The following is a 20,115-nucleotide window of genomic DNA, read 5'->3' on the forward strand; positions in this document are numbered from 1 at the left end:
TGGCCTAAGATCCCAGCTTTCGCTGGGATGACGGAGTGGGAATGGAAGCAGCGATTCTCCGCGAACCCGGAAAGCCCCTCGAAATCACTGAGGTGAAGCTGTCCGCGCCCGGCCCGCGTGAGGTGCTGGTGCGCACGGCGGCGGCGGGCGTGTGCCGCTCCGATCTCCATTTCGCGGACGGTGCCTGGCCGCATCCGATGCCCACGGTGCTGGGGCATGAGGCGGCGGGCGTGGTCGAGGCGGTGGGCAGCGACGTGATGCATGTGAAGCCCGGCGATCACGTCATCACCTTCTTCACGGTCTTTTGCGGCACCTGCGAATTCTGTGTGAGCGGCCGTCCGTCCTTGTGCGTCGATCCGTCCACAAAGCGCGGCAAGCACGCAGAGCCGCGGCTGAGCCTGCCCGATGGCACCCCGGTAAACCAGTTCATCAACCTCTCTGCCTTTGCCGAGCAGATGCTGATCCACGAAAATGCCTGTGTCGCGATCGACAAGGCGATGCCGCTCGATCGTGCGGCGTTGCTCGGCTGCGCGGTCATCACCGGAGCGGGCGCGATCTTCCATGACTCCAAGGTCCAGCCGGGCGACACCGTCGCGGTGATCGGCGCGGGGGGCATCGGCCTCTCGGCGATCAACGCCGCGAAGATCGCGGGCGCGGGGACTATCATCGCGATCGATCCGGTGCCGGAGAAGCGCGCGCTGGCGTTGAAGATGGGCGCGACGCATGCGCTCGACGCCGGCGACGCCGACGTCGCCAAGCAGGTGCTCAAGCTCACCGGCGGCGGCGCGCATTATGCGATCGAGGCGGTCGGGCGCTCGAACACCGCCGAGCTCGCCTGGAATATCCTGCGGCGCGGCGGCACCGCGACGATCCTAGGCATGATCGCCCCGGGTAACACGGTGAACATTCCCGGCCATACCTTCCTGAGCGGCAAGAAGCTTCAGGGTTCTTCGCTGGGCAGCACGCGCTTCCCGATCGACATGCCGCGTCTCGTGAAGATGTATCTCGATGGCCTGCTGGATCTCGATACGATGGTCGCCGAGCGTATCCGGCTGGAAGACGTCAACGATGCGCTGGAGAAATTGCGCAAGGGAGACACCGCGCGTTCGGTGATCCTGTTCGAATGAGCGATCTGGACGAAACCCGGCTGGGCGAATGGCTTTCGGCGAATGTGAGCGGGTTCGCGGGGCCCTTCACGGTGGAGAAGTTTCCGGGCGGGCAGAGCAACCCGACCTACCGGATCGATGCGGCGAGCGGTTCCTATGTGCTCCGCCGCAAGCCGTTCGGCCCGATCCTGCCATCCGCCCATGCCGTGGAGCGCGAGCACCAGCTCATCGCGGCCTTGCACCCGGCGGGGTTCCCGGTCGCCAAGCCCTATGGGCTGTGCGAGGACGGCGCGGTTATCGGCGCGCCTTTTTACATCATGGAGATGGTGGAGGGCCGCACGCTCTGGGACGGGTCGCTGCCCGGCATGGCCCCCGCCGAACGGACCGCGCATTATAACGCGATCACCGATACGCTCGCGGCGTTGCACTCGATCGATTACGCCGCGGTCGGGCTTGGCGAATATGGCAGGCCGGGCAATTATTTCGAGCGGCAGGTGGCGCGCTGGTCGAAGCAGTATCGCGCGAGCCAGACCGACGATCTGCCTGAGGTGGAGGGGCTGATCGAGTGGCTGCCCCGCACCGTGCCCGAGCAGACGCGGACCAGCATCGTCCATGGCGATTTCCGCATCGACAACATGATCTTCGCCCCTGCGGAGCCGCGCGTGATCGCAGTGCTCGACTGGGAATTGTCGACGCTGGGCGATCCGCTGGCGGACTTCTCCTATTATCTGATGAGCTGGGTGACCGAGCCGGAAGGCCGTTCCGGCGTGAAGGGGCTGACCGGTGAAACCGGCATCCCGGCGATCGAGCAGGTGGTGGAGCGTTATTGTGCTGCCACGGGCCGGGATGGCGTTCCCGATCTCAACTGGTATTTCGCCTATAATCTCTTCCGGCTCACCGGGATCGTCCAGGGAATCAAGAAGCGGATGATCGACGGCAATGCCTCCTCGGCGCAGGCGGCGGCAACGGTCGAGCGGCTGCCGGATCTCGCCGCGGCGGCGTGGAGTTTCGCAAGGCAGGCAGGGGCGTGAACGCATGTGGACCCTCACCCTTCCGGCGCTTCGCGCCTCCCTCCCTCTCCCAATGGGAGAGGGAAGGGGCCCGCGAGGCGCAGCCGAGTGGGAAGGGTGAGGGTGAGGATGGAGGCAACACATGAGGCTTAAAGGCAGAACCGCCATCATCACCGGCGCAGGATCGGGCATCGGCCGGGCCACCACCCGCCTGTTCGCCGCTGAGGGCGCGAGCGTGGTCGCCGCCGATCTGAGCGAAGCAGTCCATGACACGGTCGCGGGGCTCGACAAGGCGATCGCCGTCCGGATGGACGCGGGTTCCGAGCCCGATGTCGAGGCCCTGGTCGCCACCGCCTGTGAGCGCTTCGGCGGGCTGGACATCTTCTATGCCAATGCCGGGATCTCCGGGGGAGGGGACGGCATCTTCGATTCCTCGGTTGAGCTGTGGACCGAAGTGCTGCGGGTGAACTTGATCGGCCCGGCGCTGGCGATCAAGCATGCCGGCCCGAAGATCGTGGAGCGTGGCGGCGGCGCGATCCTGTGCACCGCGAGCGTAGCGGGGCTGCGTTCGGGCGCGGGCGGCCCGGCCTATTCCGCGAGCAAGGCCGGCGTCATCAATCTGGTCCAGACCGCCGCGCAGCAGCTTTCCACCTCAGGCGTCCGCGTCAACGCGATCTGCCCCGGGCTGATCGAGACCGGCATGACCCAGCGTGCCTTCGATTATGCGCGAGAGGCGGGCAAGCAGGACAAGCTCGGCCAGCTCAATCCGCTGCGGCGCGCGGGCGCGCCGGAGGAAATCGCGCGGGTGGCGCTGTTCCTGGCCAGCGACGAAGCCAGCTATGTCAACGGCCAGTCCTGGGTAGTTGATGGCGGGCTCTCCACAAGCCATCCTGTAACCCGGCAGTTGTTCGGCAAAACGTCGTTCTGATCGCTGCGATTCGACGGGCGCAGCCTGTCTCCCGCACGATCCTGCCCGTTGAGGGAGGGTTTTTGATGCGTTCGATTACCAAGCTGTTGGTCACCGCCACCGCGCTGGCCAGCGCGACATCCGCATGGTCGCAGGAAGTTGTTGTCACCGCCAGTCGGCAGGGCTCTTACCTCAATGCCGAACGGAATGCGCCCAGCGAGCGCCCGATCATCAACCTGAAGCGCACCGCCGATTTCGCTGTGTTGCCCGCCCAGATCCTGGGCGACACGCGCGAGGAAGCTAAGCGGCACGAGGAAATCTACGCCATGTTGCGCAGCGCGATCGAACTCGCGCCAAAATTCGGCGTCGAGCTTTCAACCGGCGACTATCTGGTCGAGGCGCTGACCCTTGCCAATTACAAGAATCTCACCTTGTCGGGTGGCGGACGAAGCGACACCAATGCTGCGCGGTTTCTGGTGAAGACCCGGCTGGCCGATGGTGTGGATTCCAAGACGGCGCTCGAACGCATCACGAAGTTCATCAAGGCCGTGCCCGCTATCGGCCGCGCGGAGCTTAACGCCACTTCGGGCCTTACGCTCTCCGTGGTGAGCCCGGATCAGTACCGCACTGCGATCATCGATCTGATCCTTGCCGACGCCAAGGCTACCGTCGCGAAGTTCGGTACGGATTATGGCGTGCAGGTAACCGGGCTGGATCGTCCCGTCGAATGGGCGCGCGCGAGCCTGACCGAAGTGTTCCTGTATCTGCCCGCTGCTTATACGGTCGTGCCGAAATAAGCGGCGGCCGGGGGCTAATCCCGCACCCGGATCAACCCCTCCTGCGCGCAGCTGGCGACCAGCCGGCCGTCCTGCGTGTAGATTCGACCGCGATTGAAGCCGCGCGAATGGCCGCTCCACGGGCTGTCGGTGGTGTAGAGGAGCCAGTCGTCGAAGCGGAACGGCTCGTGAAACCACACCGCATGGTCTAGGCTGGCGGTCTGCACGCCGCCCATCCACGAAACGCCGTGCGGCAGCATGCAGGTGCCGAGCAGGGTCATGTCGCTGGCATAAGCAAGCATCGCGCGGTGCAGCGCGGGCTCGTCGGGGAGGGGGGCGATGACCCGGAACCAGCTGTGCTGGATCGCCGGATCGGTCTTTTCCGGGCGGAACCAGTTGCGCGGGGCGACCGGGCGGATCTCGATCGGGCGGGCGCGCAGGAAGAAGCGGCGGAGCTTTTCGGGCACCTGATCCTCGATCTCCTTGCGCAGGTCGCGCTCGGAGCGGAGGTCTTCGGGCGCTGGCACATCGGGCATCGGCTGCTGATGGTGCAGCCCCTCGGCCGGCAGCTGGAAGCTCGCGGTCATGTTGAGGATCGGCTGGCCCTTCTGCATCGCGATGACGCGTCGATTGGCGAAGCTGCGCCCGTCGAAATCGCGGACCACGCGGTAGATGATCGGGAAATCCTCATCCCCCGGCCGCATGAAATAGGCGTGGAGCGAGTGCGCCGCCTTGTCATCCTCGATCGAGCGCTGCGCCGCCTGCAGCGCCTGCGCGATCACCTGTCCACCAAACACGCGCCCGACCCCGCCGGGCTGGCGCGGGCCGCGATAGAGATCGGTGTCGATCTGCTCGATATCGAGCAGGGTGAAGAGCTGCTCCACCAGCTCCAAGGGCGACAATTCCGGGCGCATCAATATCCCGCCGCCCGCGCCAGCGCGTCCGCATGGAAATTGCTGTCGCCGAACATCTCGGCAAGGACGCGCGCGCGCTTCATGTAGAAGCCGATATCATATTCGTCGGTCATGCCTATGCCGCCATGCATCTGCACGCCTTCCTGCACCGCCAGCGTGGTGGCGAGCCCGGTCATCGCCTTGGCCACGGCCACTGCCTCGCGGGCGTCCTCGCCGCTGTCGAGCAATTGCGCTGCCTTGAGCACGGCCCCCCGCGCCACTTCCATCTCGCTATAGAGATGCGCCGCGCGGTGCTGCAGCGCCTGGAAGCTGCCGATCAGCACGCCGAACTGCTTGCGTTCCTTGAGGTAGCTCACCGTCATGTCGGCCGCGCCGCCGCCCACGCCCAGCAATTCCGCCGACGCTCCGGTGCGCCCCGCAGCCAGCAGACGGCCAAGCGGGCCGTCGCCCGCATCCACGTCCCCGATCACCGCATCGGCGTCCACCTCGACCCCGTCGAACCGGATGCGCGCGGAAAGCGAGGCATCGGCCAGCCGCTCGGGGGCTGCCGAGAGGCCCTTTGCATCATTGGGAACGGCGAACAGCGTCGTGCCACCGCCGGTCTTCGCGGCGACCAGGATCAGATCGGCGACATGGCCATGCGCGACGAAGGTCTTGGCGCCGGTCAGGCGAAAGCCGTTGCCCGCGCGCTCGGCCTGCATCTCGATCCGGCCATTATGCTTCGGGCCCTCGTCGATCGCCAGCGCGGCGACGGTCTCGCCTGCCAGGATGCCGGGGAACCAGCGCGCGGCATGCGCGGTGCCCTTTAGCGCCTCGACCGCCGCGACGGCGGTGCTGAGAAACGGGGAGGGGGACAGGTTCCGCCCGATTTCCTCCAGCACCACCCCCGCTTCGACATGGCCCAGGCCCAGCCCGCCATCGCTCTCCGGGATCAGGATGCCGGTGAGCCCCATTCCGGCAAACTGTTTCCACAGATCGCGGCTGAATCCAGTCGAGTCCTTGGCGTCGCGCAGCGCGCGCATATGGCTGACCGGGGCGTGCTCGGCGACGAACTCCTTCGCGGTATCGCGGAGCATCGCCTGTTCGTCGTTCAGATAGAGAGGCATTCTTCTTCCTTCGTCATCCCAGCGAAGCTGGGATCTCTCGCCTCAGGCGCGCGCTCGCGGCCTGAGACCCCAGCCTTCGCTGGGGTGACGGTGTGGGTTACGAGGGCAGGTCCAGAATCCGCTTGGCGATGATGTTGAGCTGGATCTCGCTGGTCCCGCCCTCGATCGAATTGGCCTTTGTGCGCAGCCATGCGCGGGGTGCGGCGCCGCCGTTCGATGCCTCGCTTTCCCATTCCAGCGCGTCGCTGCCGCCCGCCGCCATCAGCAATTCGTGGCGAGTCTTGTTCAGCTCGGTGCCGTAATATTTCATCATCGAAGGCTGCGCCGGATGCGCCTTGCCGGCCTTCAATTCATCGATGAAGCGCTCGGACATGGCGGCGAATGCGCGCGAGCGCACGTCGAACAGGGCGATCTGCCCCCGAAGGATCGGGTCGACGCCCTTGCGCGCCGCCTCGATCAGCTGATCGGTACCTGCGCCGAGCCCCATGCCGGAGATCATCTCGCGCTCATGGCCGAGCAGATATTTGGCGACGTCCCAGCCCTTATTCTCGTCATGCACGCGATTGGCCTTGGGCACCTTCACATTGTCGAAAAAGGTCTCGCAGAAAGGCGAATAGCCGCTGATCAGCAGGATCGGCTTGGTAGAGACACCTTCGCTCGCCATGTCGAACAGCAGGAAGCTGATGCCGCCCTGCTTGGTCGTCTTGTCGGTCCGCACCAGGCAGAAGATCCAGTCGGCCTTGTCGGCGTAGCTGGTCCAGACCTTCTGCCCGTTGACGATATAATGATCGCCTGCATCCTCGGCCGAGGTGGCGAGGCCCGCCAGATCGGATCCCGCGTTCGGCTCCGAATAGCCTTGGCACCAGCGGATCTCGCCGCGCGCGATCTTGGGCAGATGTTCGAGCTTCTGTTCCTCGGTGCCGTATTTCAGCAGCGCAGGGCCGAGCATCGAGATGCCGAAGCTGTTCAGCGGATTGCGCGCGTTGATGCGCTTCAATTCCTCGCGCAGGATCTTGGTCTCCGCCGGAGAGAGCCCGCCGCCGCCATACTCCTTCGGCCAGTCCGGCACCGTCCAGCCGCGTGCGCCCATCCGGTCCATCCAGACCTTCTGGTCGGGATGCGCATATTCGGGATTGCGCCCGCCCCAGGTCGCGTCCTTCTCGCCGCGCATCGGCTTGCGCATCTCGGGCGGACAGTTCTCCTCGAGCCAGGCCCGGGTTTCTGCGCGGAATTGTTCGAGGTCAGACATCACTCTCTCCACTCGTCACCCCAGCGAAAGCTGGGATCTCAAGCCGCAGGGACGTCCTCGCGGCACGAGGCCCCAGCTTTCGCTGGGGCGACGGCAATCAATTAAATCGCTCGCCCTTCTCGGCCTTTTCGCGGAGCAGCGGGGCAACCTTGAAGCCGTGCTTCTCAAGCCCCGCCACGATCGTCTTCAGGCCCACCGTGTCCGCCCAGAACATCGGGCCGCCCCGATAGACCGGCCAGCCATAGCCATAGATCCAGACCACATCGATGTCGGAAGCCCGCTGCGCCTTGCCTTCGGCCAGGATCAGCGCGCCTTCGTTGACCATCGTGTAGAGCGTGCGCTCGATGATCTCCTCGTCGGTGATCTCGTGCTGCGGGGTGCCGGTCTTCTTGCGGAATTCCTCGATGATCTCGGCGACGCGCGGGCTGTTCGAAGGTTGGCGCTTCTCGTCATAATCATAGAAGCCCGCGCCCTTTTTCTGGCCCCAGCGGCCTTCGGCGGCCAGCGCGTCGCGGATATTCTCGATGCGGCTGGGATCGCGGTGCCAGCCGATATCGACGCCGGCAAGGTCGCTCATCTGGAACGGCCCCATCGGCATGCCGAATTCGACATGGACCTTGTCGACCTGCTCGGGGGTGGCGCCCTCGTGCAGCATCTTCATCGCTTCCATCTGGCGCGGGATCAGCATGCGATTGCCGATAAAGCCGTAGCAGACGCCCGCGACGACAGCGACCTTCTTGATCTTCTTGGCGATCGCCATGGCGGTGGCGAGCACGTCGTCGGCGGTCTTGTCGCCACGCACCACTTCCAGCAGCTTCATGACGTTGGCGGGCGAGAAGAAGTGCAGGCCCAGCACGTCCTGCGGGCGCGTGGTGCTCGCGGCGATCTCGTTGATGTCGAGATAGGAGGTGTTGGAGGCCAGGATCGCGCCAGGCTTGGCGATCTTGTCGAGCTTGCCGAAAATGTCCTTCTTGACGTCCATGCTCTCATACACGGCCTCGATGATCAGGTCGCAGTCGGCCAGGTCGGAGAGGTTGAGGGTTGGGGTCAGCAGCGCCATCGCGCCCTCCACCTGCTCGGCGGTCATGCGGCCCTTGGCGGCGCTTGCCTCGTAATTCTTGCGCATCACGCCCGTGCCGCGATCCAGCGCTTCCTGCTGCATCTCGACGATGGTGACCGGGATGCCGGCGCTCAGGAAGTTCATCGAAATGCCGCCGCCCATCGTGCCGGCGCCGATCACGCCCACCTTCTTGATGTCGCGCAGCTTGATGTCGTCCGCCACGCCGTCGATCTTCGAAGCCTTGCGCTCGGCGAAGAAGATGTGGCGAAGCGCTGCGGATTGCGTGCCCATGATCAGCTTCATGAAGCCCATGCGCTCGGCCTGGACGCCCTCGGCATAGGGCTTGCCGGCGGTCTGCTCGATCAGGTCGATGATCGTCGCGGGTGCCTCGAAGCCGCGGAAACGCTTGGCGTTGGCCTTGCGGAACGCGTCGAACACGGCGGGATCGACGGTCACCGGGCGCTCGCTGGAGCGCGAAATCGGCTGGTCGATGACTTCGTTCGCAAAGGCGACCGCATCGGCGAGCAGGCTGTCCTCGCCCGCCAGGCGATCGACCAGCCCCGCTTCCTTGGCCTTGCCTGCGGAAACCGGATCGCCCTTGGCGGCCAGTTCCAGCGCGAACTCGACGCCCGCGACGCGCGGCATGCGCTGCGTGCCGCCCGCGCCCGGCAGGATCCCCAGCTTCACTTCGGGCAGGCCGAACTTCGCGGAGGGGACCGCGATCCGGTAATGCGATGCCAGCGCGACTTCGCAGCCGCCGCCCAGCGCGGTTCCGTGCACCGCCGAGATCACCGGCTTGTCGAGCGCTTCGATCTGATCGAGCAGCACCGGCAGCGACGGCTCCTGCATCGGCTTGCCGAATTCGGTGATGTCGGCACCCGCGAAGAAGGTCTTGCCCGCGCAGATGATGACCACCGCCTTGATGCCGTCGTCATTCTTCGCTTCCTCGATCCCGGCCTGAAGGCCCTGGCGGACGGCCGCGCCGAGCGCGTTCACCGGCGGGCTGTCGGAAGTGAGGATCAGGACTGCGCCCTGGCGGCTCGTGGTGATCGGCGAGGTCATTTTCGTCTCCAAATCGTCGCCCCAGCGAACGCCGGGGTCTTTTGCGGCATTAGATCCCAGCGTTCGCTGGGGTGATGGTCACGTCAAAGCGGAATAGATCAGCGTCTTGAGTTCGCGGCGGACGGTGAAGGCGGAGGAGGGGCTCACCTGGGTCATGAAGACCATGTGCAGCCGCTCGACCGGATCGATGAAGAAGGCGGTCGAAAACATGCCGCCCCAATAATATTCGCCCTCGCTGCCCGGCAGCAGCGTCTTGGCCACGTCCTTGGTGATGGCGAAGCCCAGGCCGAAGCCGGTCCCGGCGTTGGTCGTCTCGCTGAACAGCGATTGCGACATGGCGGCCAGATCGGAATCGTTCGGCAGGTGGTTGCGCGTCATCAGGTCGATCGTCTTGCGGCTGACAATGCGCACGCCGTCCAGCTCGCCGCCGTTTAGGCACATAGTGCAGAAGCGGTGATAATCCAGGCTGGATGATACCAGCCCGCCACCGCCGGAAAGCAGCGTGGGCTGCTTTGCCCATCCCGATTCGGCCCCGCGATCGTACATCACGCGCTCGCCCTTCGGCGTCATGGAGTAGCAGTCGGTCAGGCGATGGAGCTTGTCGGCAGGGACGGTGAAGAAGGTATCGTCCATACCGAGCGGCGCGAAGATCTGCTCGCGGAAGAAGGTGTCGAGGGTTTGTCCCGAAACGCGCTCGATGACCGCGCCAAGCACGTCGGTCGACACCGAATAATTCCATTCGTCGCCGGGCGAAAATTCCAGCGGCAGCTTGCCCAGATGTGCCACGAAATCGTCGAGCGTCGGTCCGCCATGCCAGCGATCCAGGCGAAGTTCGCGATAGGCGGCGTCCACAGGGGTACGCTCCTGGAAGCCGTACGTGAGGCCGCTTGTGTGGCGGAGCAGATCGATCATCCGCATCGGCTGGGCCGTCGGGCGGGTCTCGAAATTGCCATATGCGCCGCCTGCGAACACCGCCAGGTCGCGCAGCTCGGGCAGAATGCGGTGAACCGGGGTGTCGAGCGCGACCTTGCCCTGTTCGACCAGCATCATGAAGGCGATGGACGTGATCGGCTTGGTCATGGAAGCGATGCGGAACAACGATCTTTCGTCAATCGCCGTGCCGCCTTCGCGCGCGCTGCCCTGATGCGAAAAATGCGCGATCTCGCCGTTGCGGGCGATGAGCAGCTGGCAGTGCGGCAGCAGCCCCGAATCGAGATAGCGCTGCTGCAGATAGGGCTCGATCCGCGCCAGCCGCGATTGATCGAAACCCAGCGTCCCGGCGGCAGTGCTTGTCATGGAAACGCCATACCTCTCGTTCGAATCCTGCTCGCGGCTGCGTGTCAGCCGCGTTCGACTCCTATTGCCTTGAGCGCGGCATGAATCAACACTAACGTGGCGCTTGGTGGGGCTTTCTGGTCCAAACCCAACATTCAGAAACACAAAGATGGAGAGAATGCGCGTGGCCTCCGAACCTATCGTGCCGCTGGATCCCAATTGGCCCGCAATGTCCCTGGAACAGGTTCATGCGTTGTTGACCGCGCCGGGCGCACGTTTCGAGACGGAGACCGTTGATATTCGGGGGGTGCCCACCCGCGTGTGGAAGAATGCGCCGCCCACCCTACGGATTCTTGCCCAGATGGTCCGCGCTTATGGCGATCGCGACTTCACCATTTATGAGGACGAACGCGTCTCCTACGAGGCGAATTATCGCGCGAGCGCCCATATCGCGCACAAATTGGTGGCGATGGGAGTGCGCAAGGGCGACCGTGTCGCGCTTGCGATGCGCAACCTTCCGGAATGGCCGGCGATCTTCTTTGCTGCGGTGAGCATTGGCGCGATCATGGTGCCGCTGAACGCGTGGTGGACCGGCGGGGAGCTCGAATATGCGCTCAACGATTCGGGGGCGAAGGTGCTGTTCGTCGATGGCGAGCGGCATGAGCGGCTGAAGGATTGCTACGACAAGCTGCCCGCGCTTGAGCGCGTGGTGGTTAGCCGCGCGCGCGGCGAGCTCGATGGTGGTGCCAGCCGGCTGGAAGTGTGGATCGGCATGCGGCACGAATGGGCGGCGCTGGAGGATATCGGTTTCCCCGATGCGGCGGTCGCGCCCGACGATGATGCGACGATCTTTTACACCAGCGGAACCACGGGCAATCCGAAGGGCGCGCTCGGCACGCACCGCAATTTCGTTACCAATATCATGTCGAGCGGCTATGTCGCCGCGCGGGCGATGCTGCGCCGGGGCGAAACCCCGCCAGCCACCCCCGACCAGAAGGTTATGCTCCTCGTCATCCCCCTCTTCCACGTAACCGCCTGCAGCGCGGCGATGATGACCGTGATAGCATCGGGATCGACGATGATCTTCATGCGGAAATGGGACCCGGAGCTGGCGATGGAGATCATCCAGCGCGAGAAGGTCAACGCTACGGGCGGCGTGCCGACGATCGCGTGGCAGCTGATCGAGCACCCCGCGCGCAAGAATTACGATCTCTCCAGCCTGGAGAGCATTTCCTATGGCGGCGCGCCCTCTGCGCCCGAGCTGGTGAAGCGCATTTTCGAGGAATTCGGCGCGCTGCCCGGCAATGGCTGGGGGATGACCGAGACGACCGCGACGGTGACGCAGCATTCGGGCGAGGAATATCTCAACCGGTCGACCAGCGCCGGTCCGCCGGTCGCCACCGCCGATCTGAAGATCATGGATGCCGACGCAACGCGCGAGCTTCCCGTTGGCGAGGTCGGCGAGCTTTGGGCGCGCGGTCCGATGGTGGTGAAGGGCTATTGGAACAAGCCCGAGGCGACGGCGGCGACATTTGTGGACGGCTGGGTACGCACGGGCGATCTGGCTCGCCTGGATGAGGAGGGGTTCCTCTACATCGTCGATCGCGCCAAGGACATGATCATCCGGGGCGGCGAGAATATCTATTCGTCGGAAGTGGAGGACGTGCTGTACGCGCATCCCGCCGTCACCGATGCGGCGTTGGTGGGCGTGCCGCACCGCCAGCTCGGCGAAGTTCCCGCGGCCGTGGTGCATCTGGCACCGGGCCATAGCGCGACCGAGGCGGAACTGCAGGACTGGGTCCGCGAGCGGCTCGCCGCGTTCAAGGTCCCGGCGCATATCCGCTTCACCAAGGACGTGCTTCCGCGGAACGCGAACGGCAAGATACTGAAGACCGAATTGCGGGGGCTGTTTGCGGAGGAAGCTACGTCCTAGCTAGCTCCGTTTCGGACCCCGGTTCGATCGATATCGGAGCAGACCCCTGCTTGCCTGATTCCGTCTAGCGATCATCCTCTCTCCCGCGATACGCGCCGTTTGGCCGCGCGCATATGGGGGGCAGAGGGTGATCAAGAAGAACCATGTAACGGGCGGGCATTACATAACCTATGTTCCCTTCGTCGATCGCACCAAGCGGACGCGATTTGTGAAGGAGCAGATGGTCCGGACGCCAAATGCTTTCATCGGCTGGATTCTGGACTGGATGCGCGGCGGGCCCAATCCCTTCCTGGCGTCGCCCGTGGCCACCCGAATCGACCGGCGGCTGAAGATCGAGAAACAGGCGCGGCGCGCGAACGGCGCTGCGGCCAGTTCGGCGATCGGCAGCCAGATCAACGCCGCGCTCAGCCGCTATGTTCGCCAGGCGATGGGGGAGGCCGACGCCGAGCTGGACAGTCTGGACGGCTATATCACCGAGGAAGAGAATTGCCTGCGCGCCTGCCGCCCTAGCGAAATCGAAGCGCGGCTGGATACCGATCTCAACGAGGTGCTCAATGACGTGAACGCGGAGCTGGGGCCGCCGGTCGCTGCAATCGCGCGGAAGCAGATCGCGCTCGAGCAGTTCATGGAGCATTTCAAGTTGCCCCGCGTGATGCACTGGGGAAAGCCGGTGACGCGCCAGTCGGTCTATCTGCTGCTTGCGATCACGATATTCGAGTTCGTGCTGAACACTGCATTCTTCGCGGGGAGCCAGCGGACGGGCATCGTCGGCGGCGCTGCGCTGGCGATGCTGCTGTCGATCACAACGATCATCCTGGGCGTGGGTTTTGGCTTCGCCTTCCAGTTCTCGAGCAGCAAGGCAGAGGGCGGCGGATGGTTCGGCCGCGTCGGCGTCGGAGTCTTCACGCTCGTCACGCTATATTATCTGCTGTTGCTCACGCTCGCCCGGCTGGCGGGGGAGGCGGGTGACCTGCGCATGTTCGAGACGGCGGCGCGTGAAATCCAGGTGCAGCCATTCGCCGGGCTGCTGGATCTCCCCGCTCTCGCCTATTTCTTCTTCTCGATCGCCGTGATTGCGGGCGTCTTCTACAAATTCATCGATACGATGGGCCATTTCCCCCGCTTGCGCAGCCATCGGCTTGCCGTGGAGAAGGCAGAGAGGCTGGTTGACGACATTCAGCTAGGCATGATCGACGCCGCGCGCGAGCATGGCGAAGACGCACTCCGCGCGCTCGATGCCGCGCCGGGCCTGATCCAGGCTACGATCGTGCCGATCCAGGCGCTCGTGATGAACTACGAGAATGTCGCCGACCAGCATGGCGATAATCTGAAGGACATCCAGGAAGGCGGAAAGCTGCTCACGGAAGTCTGCGCGGGGCATCTCGGCGTGCCCGATATTCCGCTGACCATCGATGTGGAGACCCCGCGAAAGCAGGTGATCGACCGGTTCAAGCAATTTGCGGCCCGGGCATCGGAGCTTACCAATTGGGATGAAGTGGCACAGGCGGCGCTCGATCGTTCGCGCAAGCGCTTGTCGGAATTAACCACGGAGAAGCTGGCCGAGATCGAGGCGCGCTGTGCGGAGATCCGGGCCACCCGCTATGCGGAGGTCCGCGAACTCGAAGCCCAAACCGTCGCGCCCGCTCAGCCGATCCCGGCCGGGGAGCCCGTTCTGGGAGTCGCGCAATGAGCAAATATGCGCGCGGCGGACGTAGTGGCCGATCCGGTTCGGGCGGTGTCGGAACCTGGATGGTCCCGGTTGTCGGCGCCTTGGTTCTGGCGGGGGCGGGCTATGGCGCCTGGTCGTATATGGACGGGATAAAAGAGCGGGCGGTTGACGCCGAAACCGGATGCCTGGCCAATGCCCCGACACCGCAGGCCGTGGTATTCCTGGTCGATGAAACCGATCATCTGAGCCACGAGAACGCGATCCGCATCCAGTCTCGCATCCACGACGCGGTCATGACGATGCCGCGGTACAGCCGCGTTACGATCGTGCCCTTTGGCGGAGACACCGCCGCGCCGCTCTTGCCGATCTTCAACAAATGCCTACCCGGACGTTCGAGCACTGCGCGGATCGATGAGGGGAGCCTGCTGCTGGAAGAGGAATATAAGGCCTTCGATGCGGCGCTGAACAAGATGGTGGCGCAACTAGAGAAGCTGCCCGATTCGCGCACATCGCCGATCACGGAGCAGATCGTGCGCGCGGCGAGCGATCCGCAGCTGCATTGGCAGGGGAAGGCGCGCACGATGGTCATCATGACCGACGGGCTCGAATCGAGCATCTATTGGACGCGGAACCTAAAGCTGGCCGATCCCCCTGGCGAGCTGCTGCGCGACGTCAGCGTCGAGTATTTCGAGATTGGCAATGCGAAGGGCAACCGCTTCCAGACGCCCCAGATGCGGCTGGAATGGAAATCCTGGCTCGAACGCGCCGGCGCGAACGTGCGGATTACCGCGCCGGGCTATTCGGCGCGGGATAGCTGAGCGGACCGCCACCAGCGCTCTGCCGCGAGCACGATCAGCGCGCCGGCTGCATAGGCGATGAAATCGGCCAGTTCGAAGCCGTAGCCCAGAACGGTGCGCGCCACCTTGCTTTCGGCAAGGCCGAGCAGATCGAGCAGTTGGAAATACTGCCCTAGCTCTATGGCGCAGGCGATGAGGAAGGCGATCGCCGCAGCAGCGACTGGCCCGGTTCGCAATGTCGCGCGCAGCCCTGCATAGACGAGAATGACCGCAAGCGTGTCTCCCAGATACGGGCGCACGAACCGGTCGCGGGCGAACAGGGCGATCATCACCTCGATCAGGAACACAGCGAGCGCGAGCAGCGCATAGCCGCGATGGAATCGCATCAGCGGATGACGCGTTCGACCGCAGCCTTCCAGCCGGCCAGCCGTCTCGTGCGCGCTTCGGCGTCGAGCTTGGGTTCGAACGCGACCTCGGGGCCCCGCATCTTTGTGGCTTCCTCCAGGTTGGCGAACAGTCCGGAGCCGACGCCGGCGAGCATCGCCGCGCCCAGTGCCGTGGTTTCGGCAAAGTCGGGGCGATCAACGGGCAGGTCGAGCACGTCCGCAAGGTCCTGAGCCAGCCAGTTGTTGGTTACCATGCCGCCGTCCACCCGCAGCCGCGCCCAATCGGCGCCGTCCGCGGCGAAGGCGGTCTTCAGGTCGTGGCTCTGGTGCGCCATGGCTTCGAGCGCGGCGCGGACGATATGGGCCCGGGTGCTGGAGAAAGAGAGGCCGGAGATTGCCGCGCGCGCATCCGGTTCCCACCAGGGCGTGCCCAGGCCGCTCAGCGCGGGCACCAGATAGACGCCGCCATTGTCCGGAACCGATCTCGCAATTGCTTCGGTCTCCGGTGCGGTCTCGATCAGGTTCACGGCGTCGCGGAGCCACTGGATCAGGCTTCCGGCGACGAACACCGAACCCTCGATCGCATAGGTTCGCCTGCCGCCAAGCTGCCACAGCACCGTCGCGAGCAGGCGGTTCTTCGAAGAAGGCGGGGTGGTGCCCGCATTGGTGAGGACGAACGCGCCGGTGCCGAAGGTCGCCTTGGTATCGCCCCGGGCGAAACAGGCCTGGCCGATTGTGGCGGCCTGCTGGTCGCCAGCCATGCCGCAGATCGGGATCGATCCGCCGAAGACAGGCGTGGTGCCGAACTGGCCGGCGCAATCGACAATCTCGGGCAGGGCGTCGCGTGGGCAGCCGAACATATCGACCAGCCCGTCGCTCCAACCTCCGCTGCCCAGCCCCATCATCAATGTGCGCGAGGCATTGGTGGCATCGGTGATGTGGAGGCCACCGGTAAGCTTCCAGACGAGCCAGCTCTCGACGGTCCCGACCGCCAGCCGCGCGCCTGCGCCGCGCAACTGCGGCCAATGCTCCATCGCCCAGGCGATCTTGGTACCCGAGAAATAGGGATCGAGCAGCAGCCCGGTGCGAGCCTGCACGCCCGGCTCCTCGCCTGCTTCCTTGAGCTTGCGGCAAAGAGCCGCGCTCCGGCGATCCTGCCAGACGATGGCGGGGGCCAGCGGTTCACCCGTGCTCTTGTCCCAGAACACGATGGTCTCGCGCTGGTTGGTGATGCCGATCGCCGCAATGGTATCGGGCCCGCCCGCTTCGGCGACCATCGCGGAGGCGCATTCGAGGGTGCGGCGCCAGATTTCGCTGGCGTCATGCTCCACCCAGCCGGGGCGGGGGTAATGCTGGGTCAGGTCCGCCGAATGGCTGCCAAGACACTTGCCCCCCGGCGCGAACAGCATCGCGCGCGTGGAAGTGGTGCCTTCGTCGATGACCAGCAGCTTCTCGCCCATTTTGGCAGGCTAGCCGGGATTACATGCGGTGCAAATGGCGCTACGATGTTCCATCAAGGGAGAGACCGTGAGCGACAAGCAAAACACCACCGGAAACAGCGGTCAGCCGGAAGAGCAGCGTGTGCCCGCGATGGCACCGGCGCTGCCGATCCTGGACGATGGCGACGAGACGCCGGGCGAGGGGCAGAAGCGCGACCGGCTGATGGCCTCGCTGGCGCTGTTCGCGGGCGGCGGGTTCCTCCTGGCGCTTCCCTTCGCGCTGCAGGCCGGATCAGTCTTCTTCCTGCCGCTCACCATGGCGATCGTCATCGCGATTGCACTGGTGCCGCTGCTCGAATGGCTGGAGCGCCACCGCGTGCCCGCGCCGGTGGCTGCGTTCACCTGTGTCCTGCTGTTTCTGGTCGCGGCAAACATCGCGCTGGCTTCGATCATCGTTCCGGCCTGGCAATGGGTGCGCGACCTGCCGAGCAAGATTCCGCAGATCCAGGCGAACCTGAAGCCGCTGTTCGATTTCTACGCGAACCTCGATCAGTTCGTGAACAAGACGCTGCTTAATTTTGCCAATGAGCCGATGCGCCAGCAGCCCGAGGTGATGGCGGCCACGCCACCGCGCTCGCTGCTGGATCTGTTTGCCACCTCGGCGCCATCGGCGCTGATCGAGATGTTCTTTGCGATCTTGGTCATTTATTTCTTCCTCTCCGGCTGGACGCGGCTGCGGCGCAACGCGATCACTTCGCGCTCCAGCTTTGGCGGCGCGATGGCCACGGCGCGGGTGATTCAGGACGTGGTGGACGATACCTCCGCATATCTGGGCACGATCACGGTGATCAACCTGACGCTTGGCTTGATCGTCGCGGCGGCGCTCTGGATGATGGGCATGCCGACTCCGCTGATGTGGGGCGGCATCGTCACGCTGCTCAACTACATTCCCTATTTCGGCCCGGTCCTGGCGGCGCTCCTGCTGGCGATGGGCGGGCTGATGACCTTTCCCGACCTGTTCTGGGCACTGGCACCTGCGGGAATCATGATCGGATCGCATCTGATCGAGGCAAATGTGGTGACGCCGCTGGTGGTGGGCCATCGGTTGACGATCAGTCCGCTGCTGATCCTGATCTCGCTGAGCTTCTGGGGATGGGTGTGGGGCACCCCGGGCGCGTTGCTGGCGGTTCCGTTGCTCATCATCATCCAGACCGTCCTCGCTGCGGCGGGGAAGCCCGATATCGCCGGTTTCCTGTTCGAGCACGGCACGCTGGTGAGCGACGGAGGCGACCAAAAATCGCAACGGCGACAAAGTCGCGATCAATCCGGTTGACACCCCAAAAAGGCGCGGCTAGTGCCCGCCTCCTCGCAAGGATACTGCGGGTGTAGCTCAGTTGGTTAGAGCGCCGGCCTGTCACGCCGGAGGTCGCGGGTTCGAGCCCCGTCACTCGCGCCATCCCCTTCTTTTGTCGGGGGATAGGCGAGAATTCAGATCATCGTTGATCAGCGCCGTTGGCAGGCCCGCTGCCGCGCCAGCCACCCCTTGGCGGCCTCGACCACGGCATCGTCGGGATCGCTGGCCAGCCCCTCGCCGGGCATCACCTGCACATCCACCGGTACGCCTTGCGGATAGATTCGGCCCGTACGATCGCGCATCATTCCGGTGGTCACGACCAAGTTGGTCTCGTCAGGCAGCACGAACCCCTCATTCTCGCTCGCCACGCCATAGCTTTGCTGGCCAAAAAAGCGCGTGTGAGAGCGGCCCTTGAACGCGATCGCAGTCTGTTCACCCGAACTGCCGACAATATCATCGATCAGCACCGCCACGGGCGCCTTGGCCAGGCTGGGCAGGGGCCTCCACGCGGCAAGCTCGAACATCGCCGCATCCTTATGCTCGCCATAGTTGACGATCGCCTTGCCGCCCGCGATTCGCGCGAAGGGCATTGCAGCTTCAGCCATGCCGGGGGCCGGTGTACCGAACCCGTTGCCCAGCAGCGCGGTAAGCCCGGTCAGCATCGCCCATGCATTGCCGCCCGCATTGCCGCGAATGTCAACGATATAGCCGCAGGCCCCGGGATTGGCGGTGAAATTGCCGTAGAGCTTGTCGGCATAGGCCCGCGCCGGTGCACCGCCGCCGACCACGAACGGCACGATCACGCGCAACGCAAACTTGCCGCCGATCGCATGGCGGAATCCGTCGGGCGAACGCCGCAGATACCATTTGGAGAGTGTCGCCTTGTGGACGCGCGCGGAATCGAACTCGCGGCCGTAACGCGCCTTGAACGCCGCACGGCGTTCGGCATCGACATTCACGAAGCTATGCCCGTCGCCAAGTCCGGAGAGCAGTGTTTCGTAAGCGGTGAGCATGTCGATCGGGTCACGAGCCTTGGCCGCCTCGGCTCGGACCTTCGCCTCCAGCACCGGCCAATCGACCTTGTCGCGGCGATACGCCATCGCCCGGACACGGGTGATGGCTTCCTCTATCAACGTTGACGAATCGAATGATGGAGATTGTTGAGCGTAGGCAGGCGGGGCTGCGAGCAATGCCGCGAGGAGAACAGCTTTCATCGTCGCGATGATAGAAGTCGACCTGCTACATTCCAGCCGGATGAGACTGGTATGCGCCCAAAGTGCGGATATCGGCCGATCAGGCCCGCCAGCGCCCCGTTTCCATCCAGATCATCAAGGGGCGGAGCGGCAGGATCCAGACCACGCCGGCGACCAGATAGATCGGAAGCTGCAGCAGGGTGTGCAGCCCGCCTACCCAGCGCGAGCCGGTGGCGATCAGGATGATCCACACGAAGATCCAGGCGAGAATGGCGAGCGCCCCGGCGGGCTTCCGCCAGGAAGGTTCTACGCGTTGTGCCACGACATGCCTTTCTCGGTGATGATGGCGTGCAGCGGCACGTCCCAGATGTCGGCGGGGATAGCGGGCAGCTCCTGCACCGACCAGGCCACGCCGACGCGCCATGCGGCCTCGTAGCGGGCGAATGCACGGTCGTAATGCGCCGCGCCCTGGCCCAGCCGGTTGAAGCGCGCGTCATAGCCGAGCAGCGGCGTGAGGATCAGATCGGGCGCCGCCTCTTCGCTCGCCGGATCGGGCTGGCGGAGGCCATAGGGCCCAGCGACCAGCGGCGCGCCGGGCTCCCAAACAAGGAAGCGAATCGGCGTCGCGCGATCAATCACATGGGGCAGGGCGATCCGGCATCCGCGCCCCGATGCGGCCGCGGTGAGAAGAGCGGGGTCGGCCTCGCTGCCGAGCGGGACATAGCTGGCGACGGTCATGCCGGGGCTCAGCCGGTCGACAAATGCCTGAGGCGCGGGGATCGCGACGCTGCCTTCGCTGGCGAAAGCGTCGCGCGCGGCGCGGAGCTGGGCTCTCAGGGCGGGCTTTTCCGGGCTGATGGTCTTCGGGCTCATGGAATC

18 protein-coding genes and 1 tRNA gene are annotated in these 20,115 nt (G+C 64.9%); 9 read left to right on the top strand and 10 right to left on the bottom strand.

Annotated elements, in window-relative coordinates:
- Positions 1-41: 41 nt before the first annotated feature.
- The 4 genes from SSO01S_RS02560 (at position 42) to SSO01S_RS02575 (ending at position 3,820) form a co-directional block, all read left to right on the top strand.
- A complete protein-coding gene (locus tag SSO01S_RS02560; RefSeq protein WP_066794689.1) occupies positions 42-1,127 on the top strand; it encodes a Zn-dependent alcohol dehydrogenase in 1,086 nt (361 codons plus the stop codon).
- Positions 1,124-2,137, top strand: coding sequence for a phosphotransferase family protein (locus SSO01S_RS02565; RefSeq protein ID WP_066794692.1), 1,014 nt, complete (start codon positions 1,124-1,126; stop codon positions 2,135-2,137). The genes SSO01S_RS02560 and SSO01S_RS02565 overlap by 4 nt, the downstream gene beginning before the upstream one ends.
- A 121-nt stretch (positions 2,138-2,258) precedes the next feature.
- Positions 2,259-3,044, top strand: coding sequence for an SDR family NAD(P)-dependent oxidoreductase (locus SSO01S_RS02570; RefSeq protein ID WP_066794695.1), 786 nt, complete (start codon positions 2,259-2,261; stop codon positions 3,042-3,044).
- A gap of 65 nt (positions 3,045-3,109) precedes the next feature.
- Positions 3,110-3,820, top strand: coding sequence for a hypothetical protein (locus tag SSO01S_RS02575; protein ID WP_066794698.1), 711 nt, complete (start codon positions 3,110-3,112; stop codon positions 3,818-3,820).
- Positions 3,821-3,834: 14 nt separating this feature from the next.
- Here the strand turns inward: SSO01S_RS02575 and SSO01S_RS02580 are convergent, their stop codons facing one another.
- The 5 genes from SSO01S_RS02580 to SSO01S_RS02600 form a co-directional block, all read right to left on the bottom strand.
- Positions 3,835-4,713 carry an acyl-CoA thioesterase gene (locus SSO01S_RS02580; protein ID WP_066794703.1) on the bottom strand — a complete coding sequence of 293 codons (879 nt, stop codon included), beginning with the start codon at positions 4,711-4,713 and terminating at the stop codon, positions 3,835-3,837.
- Positions 4,713-5,819 carry an acyl-CoA dehydrogenase family protein gene (locus SSO01S_RS02585; protein ID WP_066794706.1) on the bottom strand — a complete coding sequence of 369 codons (1,107 nt, stop codon included), beginning with the start codon at positions 5,817-5,819 and terminating at the stop codon, positions 4,713-4,715. Before SSO01S_RS02585 ends, SSO01S_RS02580 begins: the two co-directional genes overlap by 1 nt.
- Before the next feature lie 97 nt (positions 5,820-5,916).
- Positions 5,917-7,068 carry an acyl-CoA dehydrogenase family protein gene (locus SSO01S_RS02590; RefSeq protein ID WP_066794709.1) on the bottom strand — a complete coding sequence of 384 codons (1,152 nt, stop codon included), beginning with the start codon at positions 7,066-7,068 and terminating at the stop codon, positions 5,917-5,919.
- Between the two features lie 97 nt (positions 7,069-7,165).
- Positions 7,166-9,190: a 3-hydroxyacyl-CoA dehydrogenase NAD-binding domain-containing protein gene (locus SSO01S_RS02595; protein WP_066794712.1), complete on the bottom strand. Its 2,025-nt coding sequence runs from the start codon at positions 9,188-9,190 to the stop codon at positions 7,166-7,168.
- Between the two features lie 78 nt (positions 9,191-9,268).
- Positions 9,269-10,486 carry a serine hydrolase domain-containing protein gene (locus SSO01S_RS02600; protein WP_066794716.1) on the bottom strand — a complete coding sequence of 406 codons (1,218 nt, stop codon included), beginning with the start codon at positions 10,484-10,486 and terminating at the stop codon, positions 9,269-9,271.
- A 157-nt stretch (positions 10,487-10,643) separates the two neighbouring features.
- Between SSO01S_RS02600 and SSO01S_RS02605 the strand changes: the two genes are divergently transcribed.
- The 3 genes from SSO01S_RS02605 to SSO01S_RS02615 all read left to right on the top strand — a co-directional run bounded on the left by SSO01S_RS02605 (position 10,644) and on the right by SSO01S_RS02615 (position 14,885).
- The gene (locus SSO01S_RS02605; protein WP_066795180.1) at positions 10,644-12,398 is read left to right on the top strand and encodes a class I adenylate-forming enzyme family protein; all 1,755 of its coding nucleotides are present in this window, start codon (positions 10,644-10,646) and stop codon (positions 12,396-12,398) included.
- 127 nt (positions 12,399-12,525) lie between these two features.
- Positions 12,526-14,088 (top strand): hypothetical protein, encoded by a 1,563-nt coding sequence (locus SSO01S_RS02610; protein WP_066794719.1) that lies wholly within the window; start codon positions 12,526-12,528, stop codon positions 14,086-14,088.
- Positions 14,085-14,885, top strand: a complete 801-nt coding sequence (locus tag SSO01S_RS02615) for a hypothetical protein (RefSeq protein WP_157073597.1) — start codon at positions 14,085-14,087, stop codon at positions 14,883-14,885. The genes SSO01S_RS02610 and SSO01S_RS02615 overlap by 4 nt, the downstream gene beginning before the upstream one ends.
- On the opposite strand, the gene SSO01S_RS02620 is transcribed toward SSO01S_RS02615, so the two are convergent.
- Together SSO01S_RS02620 and SSO01S_RS02625 are read right to left on the bottom strand one after the other, a co-directional pair.
- Entirely contained in the window at positions 14,864-15,250 is a 387-nt protein-coding gene (locus SSO01S_RS02620) for a ribosomal maturation YjgA family protein (protein ID WP_066794724.1), read from the bottom strand. The genes SSO01S_RS02615 and SSO01S_RS02620 overlap by 22 nt on opposite strands.
- Entirely contained in the window at positions 15,250-16,710 is a 1,461-nt protein-coding gene (locus SSO01S_RS02625; RefSeq protein ID WP_066794728.1) for an FGGY family carbohydrate kinase, read from the bottom strand. The genes SSO01S_RS02620 and SSO01S_RS02625 overlap by 1 nt, the downstream gene beginning before the upstream one ends.
- Positions 16,711-16,840: 130 nt before the next feature.
- Here SSO01S_RS02625 and SSO01S_RS02630 point away from each other — a divergent pair, with 130 nt between their 5' ends.
- A complete protein-coding gene (locus SSO01S_RS02630; RefSeq protein ID WP_066795181.1) occupies positions 16,841-18,022 on the top strand; it encodes an AI-2E family transporter in 1,182 nt (393 codons plus the stop codon).
- 46 nt (positions 18,023-18,068) lie between these two features.
- Positions 18,069-18,145 (top strand) — tRNA-Asp (locus SSO01S_RS02635).
- 47 nt (positions 18,146-18,192) lie between these two features.
- Here SSO01S_RS02635 and SSO01S_RS02640 read toward each other — a convergent pair.
- The 3 genes from SSO01S_RS02640 to SSO01S_RS02650 all read right to left on the bottom strand — a co-directional run bounded on the left by SSO01S_RS02640 (position 18,193) and on the right by SSO01S_RS02650 (position 20,109).
- On the bottom strand, positions 18,193-19,257 hold the full coding sequence (locus SSO01S_RS02640) for a S41 family peptidase (protein ID WP_083942797.1): 1,065 nt from the start codon (positions 19,255-19,257) through the stop codon (positions 18,193-18,195).
- A gap of 79 nt (positions 19,258-19,336) precedes the next feature.
- Positions 19,337-19,558: a DUF2842 domain-containing protein gene (locus SSO01S_RS02645; protein ID WP_066794735.1), complete on the bottom strand. Its 222-nt coding sequence runs from the start codon at positions 19,556-19,558 to the stop codon at positions 19,337-19,339.
- A complete protein-coding gene (locus tag SSO01S_RS02650) occupies positions 19,543-20,109 on the bottom strand; it encodes a 5-formyltetrahydrofolate cyclo-ligase (protein WP_066794738.1) in 567 nt (188 codons plus the stop codon). Before SSO01S_RS02650 ends, SSO01S_RS02645 begins: the two co-directional genes overlap by 16 nt.
- Positions 20,110-20,115: the final 6 nt, after the last annotated feature.

The organism is Sphingomonas soli NBRC 100801, assembly GCF_001591025.1.
Taxonomy (GTDB): Bacteria; Pseudomonadota; Alphaproteobacteria; order Sphingomonadales; family Sphingomonadaceae; genus Sphingomonas; species Sphingomonas soli.

Bases quoted from the DNA above. Each gene is read 5' to 3' on its own strand.
- SSO01S_RS02560 (WP_066794689.1), top strand. From the start codon at position 42: ATGGAAGCAGCGATTCTCCGCGAACCCGGAAAGCCCCTCGAAATCACT.
- SSO01S_RS02565 (WP_066794692.1), top strand. From the start codon at position 1,124: ATGAGCGATCTGGACGAAACCCGGCTGGGCGAATGGCTTTCGGCGAAT.
- SSO01S_RS02570 (WP_066794695.1), top strand. From the start codon at position 2,259: ATGAGGCTTAAAGGCAGAACCGCCATCATCACCGGCGCAGGATCGGGC.
- SSO01S_RS02575 (WP_066794698.1), top strand. From the start codon at position 3,110: ATGCGTTCGATTACCAAGCTGTTGGTCACCGCCACCGCGCTGGCCAGC.
- SSO01S_RS02580 (WP_066794703.1), bottom strand. From the start codon at position 4,713: ATGCGCCCGGAATTGTCGCCCTTGGAGCTGGTGGAGCAGCTCTTCACC.
- SSO01S_RS02585 (WP_066794706.1), bottom strand. From the start codon at position 5,819: ATGCCTCTCTATCTGAACGACGAACAGGCGATGCTCCGCGATACCGCG.
- SSO01S_RS02590 (WP_066794709.1), bottom strand. From the start codon at position 7,068: ATGTCTGACCTCGAACAATTCCGCGCAGAAACCCGGGCCTGGCTCGAG.
- SSO01S_RS02595 (WP_066794712.1), bottom strand. From the start codon at position 9,190: ATGACCTCGCCGATCACCACGAGCCGCCAGGGCGCAGTCCTGATCCTC.
- SSO01S_RS02600 (WP_066794716.1), bottom strand. From the start codon at position 10,486: ATGACAAGCACTGCCGCCGGGACGCTGGGTTTCGATCAATCGCGGCTG.
- SSO01S_RS02605 (WP_066795180.1), top strand. From the start codon at position 10,644: ATGCGCGTGGCCTCCGAACCTATCGTGCCGCTGGATCCCAATTGGCCC.
- SSO01S_RS02615 (WP_157073597.1), top strand. From the start codon at position 14,085: ATGAGCAAATATGCGCGCGGCGGACGTAGTGGCCGATCCGGTTCGGGC.
- SSO01S_RS02620 (WP_066794724.1), bottom strand. From the start codon at position 15,250: ATGCGATTCCATCGCGGCTATGCGCTGCTCGCGCTCGCTGTGTTCCTG.
- SSO01S_RS02625 (WP_066794728.1), bottom strand. From the start codon at position 16,710: ATGGGCGAGAAGCTGCTGGTCATCGACGAAGGCACCACTTCCACGCGC.
- SSO01S_RS02630 (WP_066795181.1), top strand. From the start codon at position 16,841: ATGGCACCGGCGCTGCCGATCCTGGACGATGGCGACGAGACGCCGGGC.
- SSO01S_RS02640 (WP_083942797.1), bottom strand. From the start codon at position 19,257: ATGAAAGCTGTTCTCCTCGCGGCATTGCTCGCAGCCCCGCCTGCCTAC.
- SSO01S_RS02650 (WP_066794738.1), bottom strand. From the start codon at position 20,109: ATGAGCCCGAAGACCATCAGCCCGGAAAAGCCCGCCCTGAGAGCCCAG.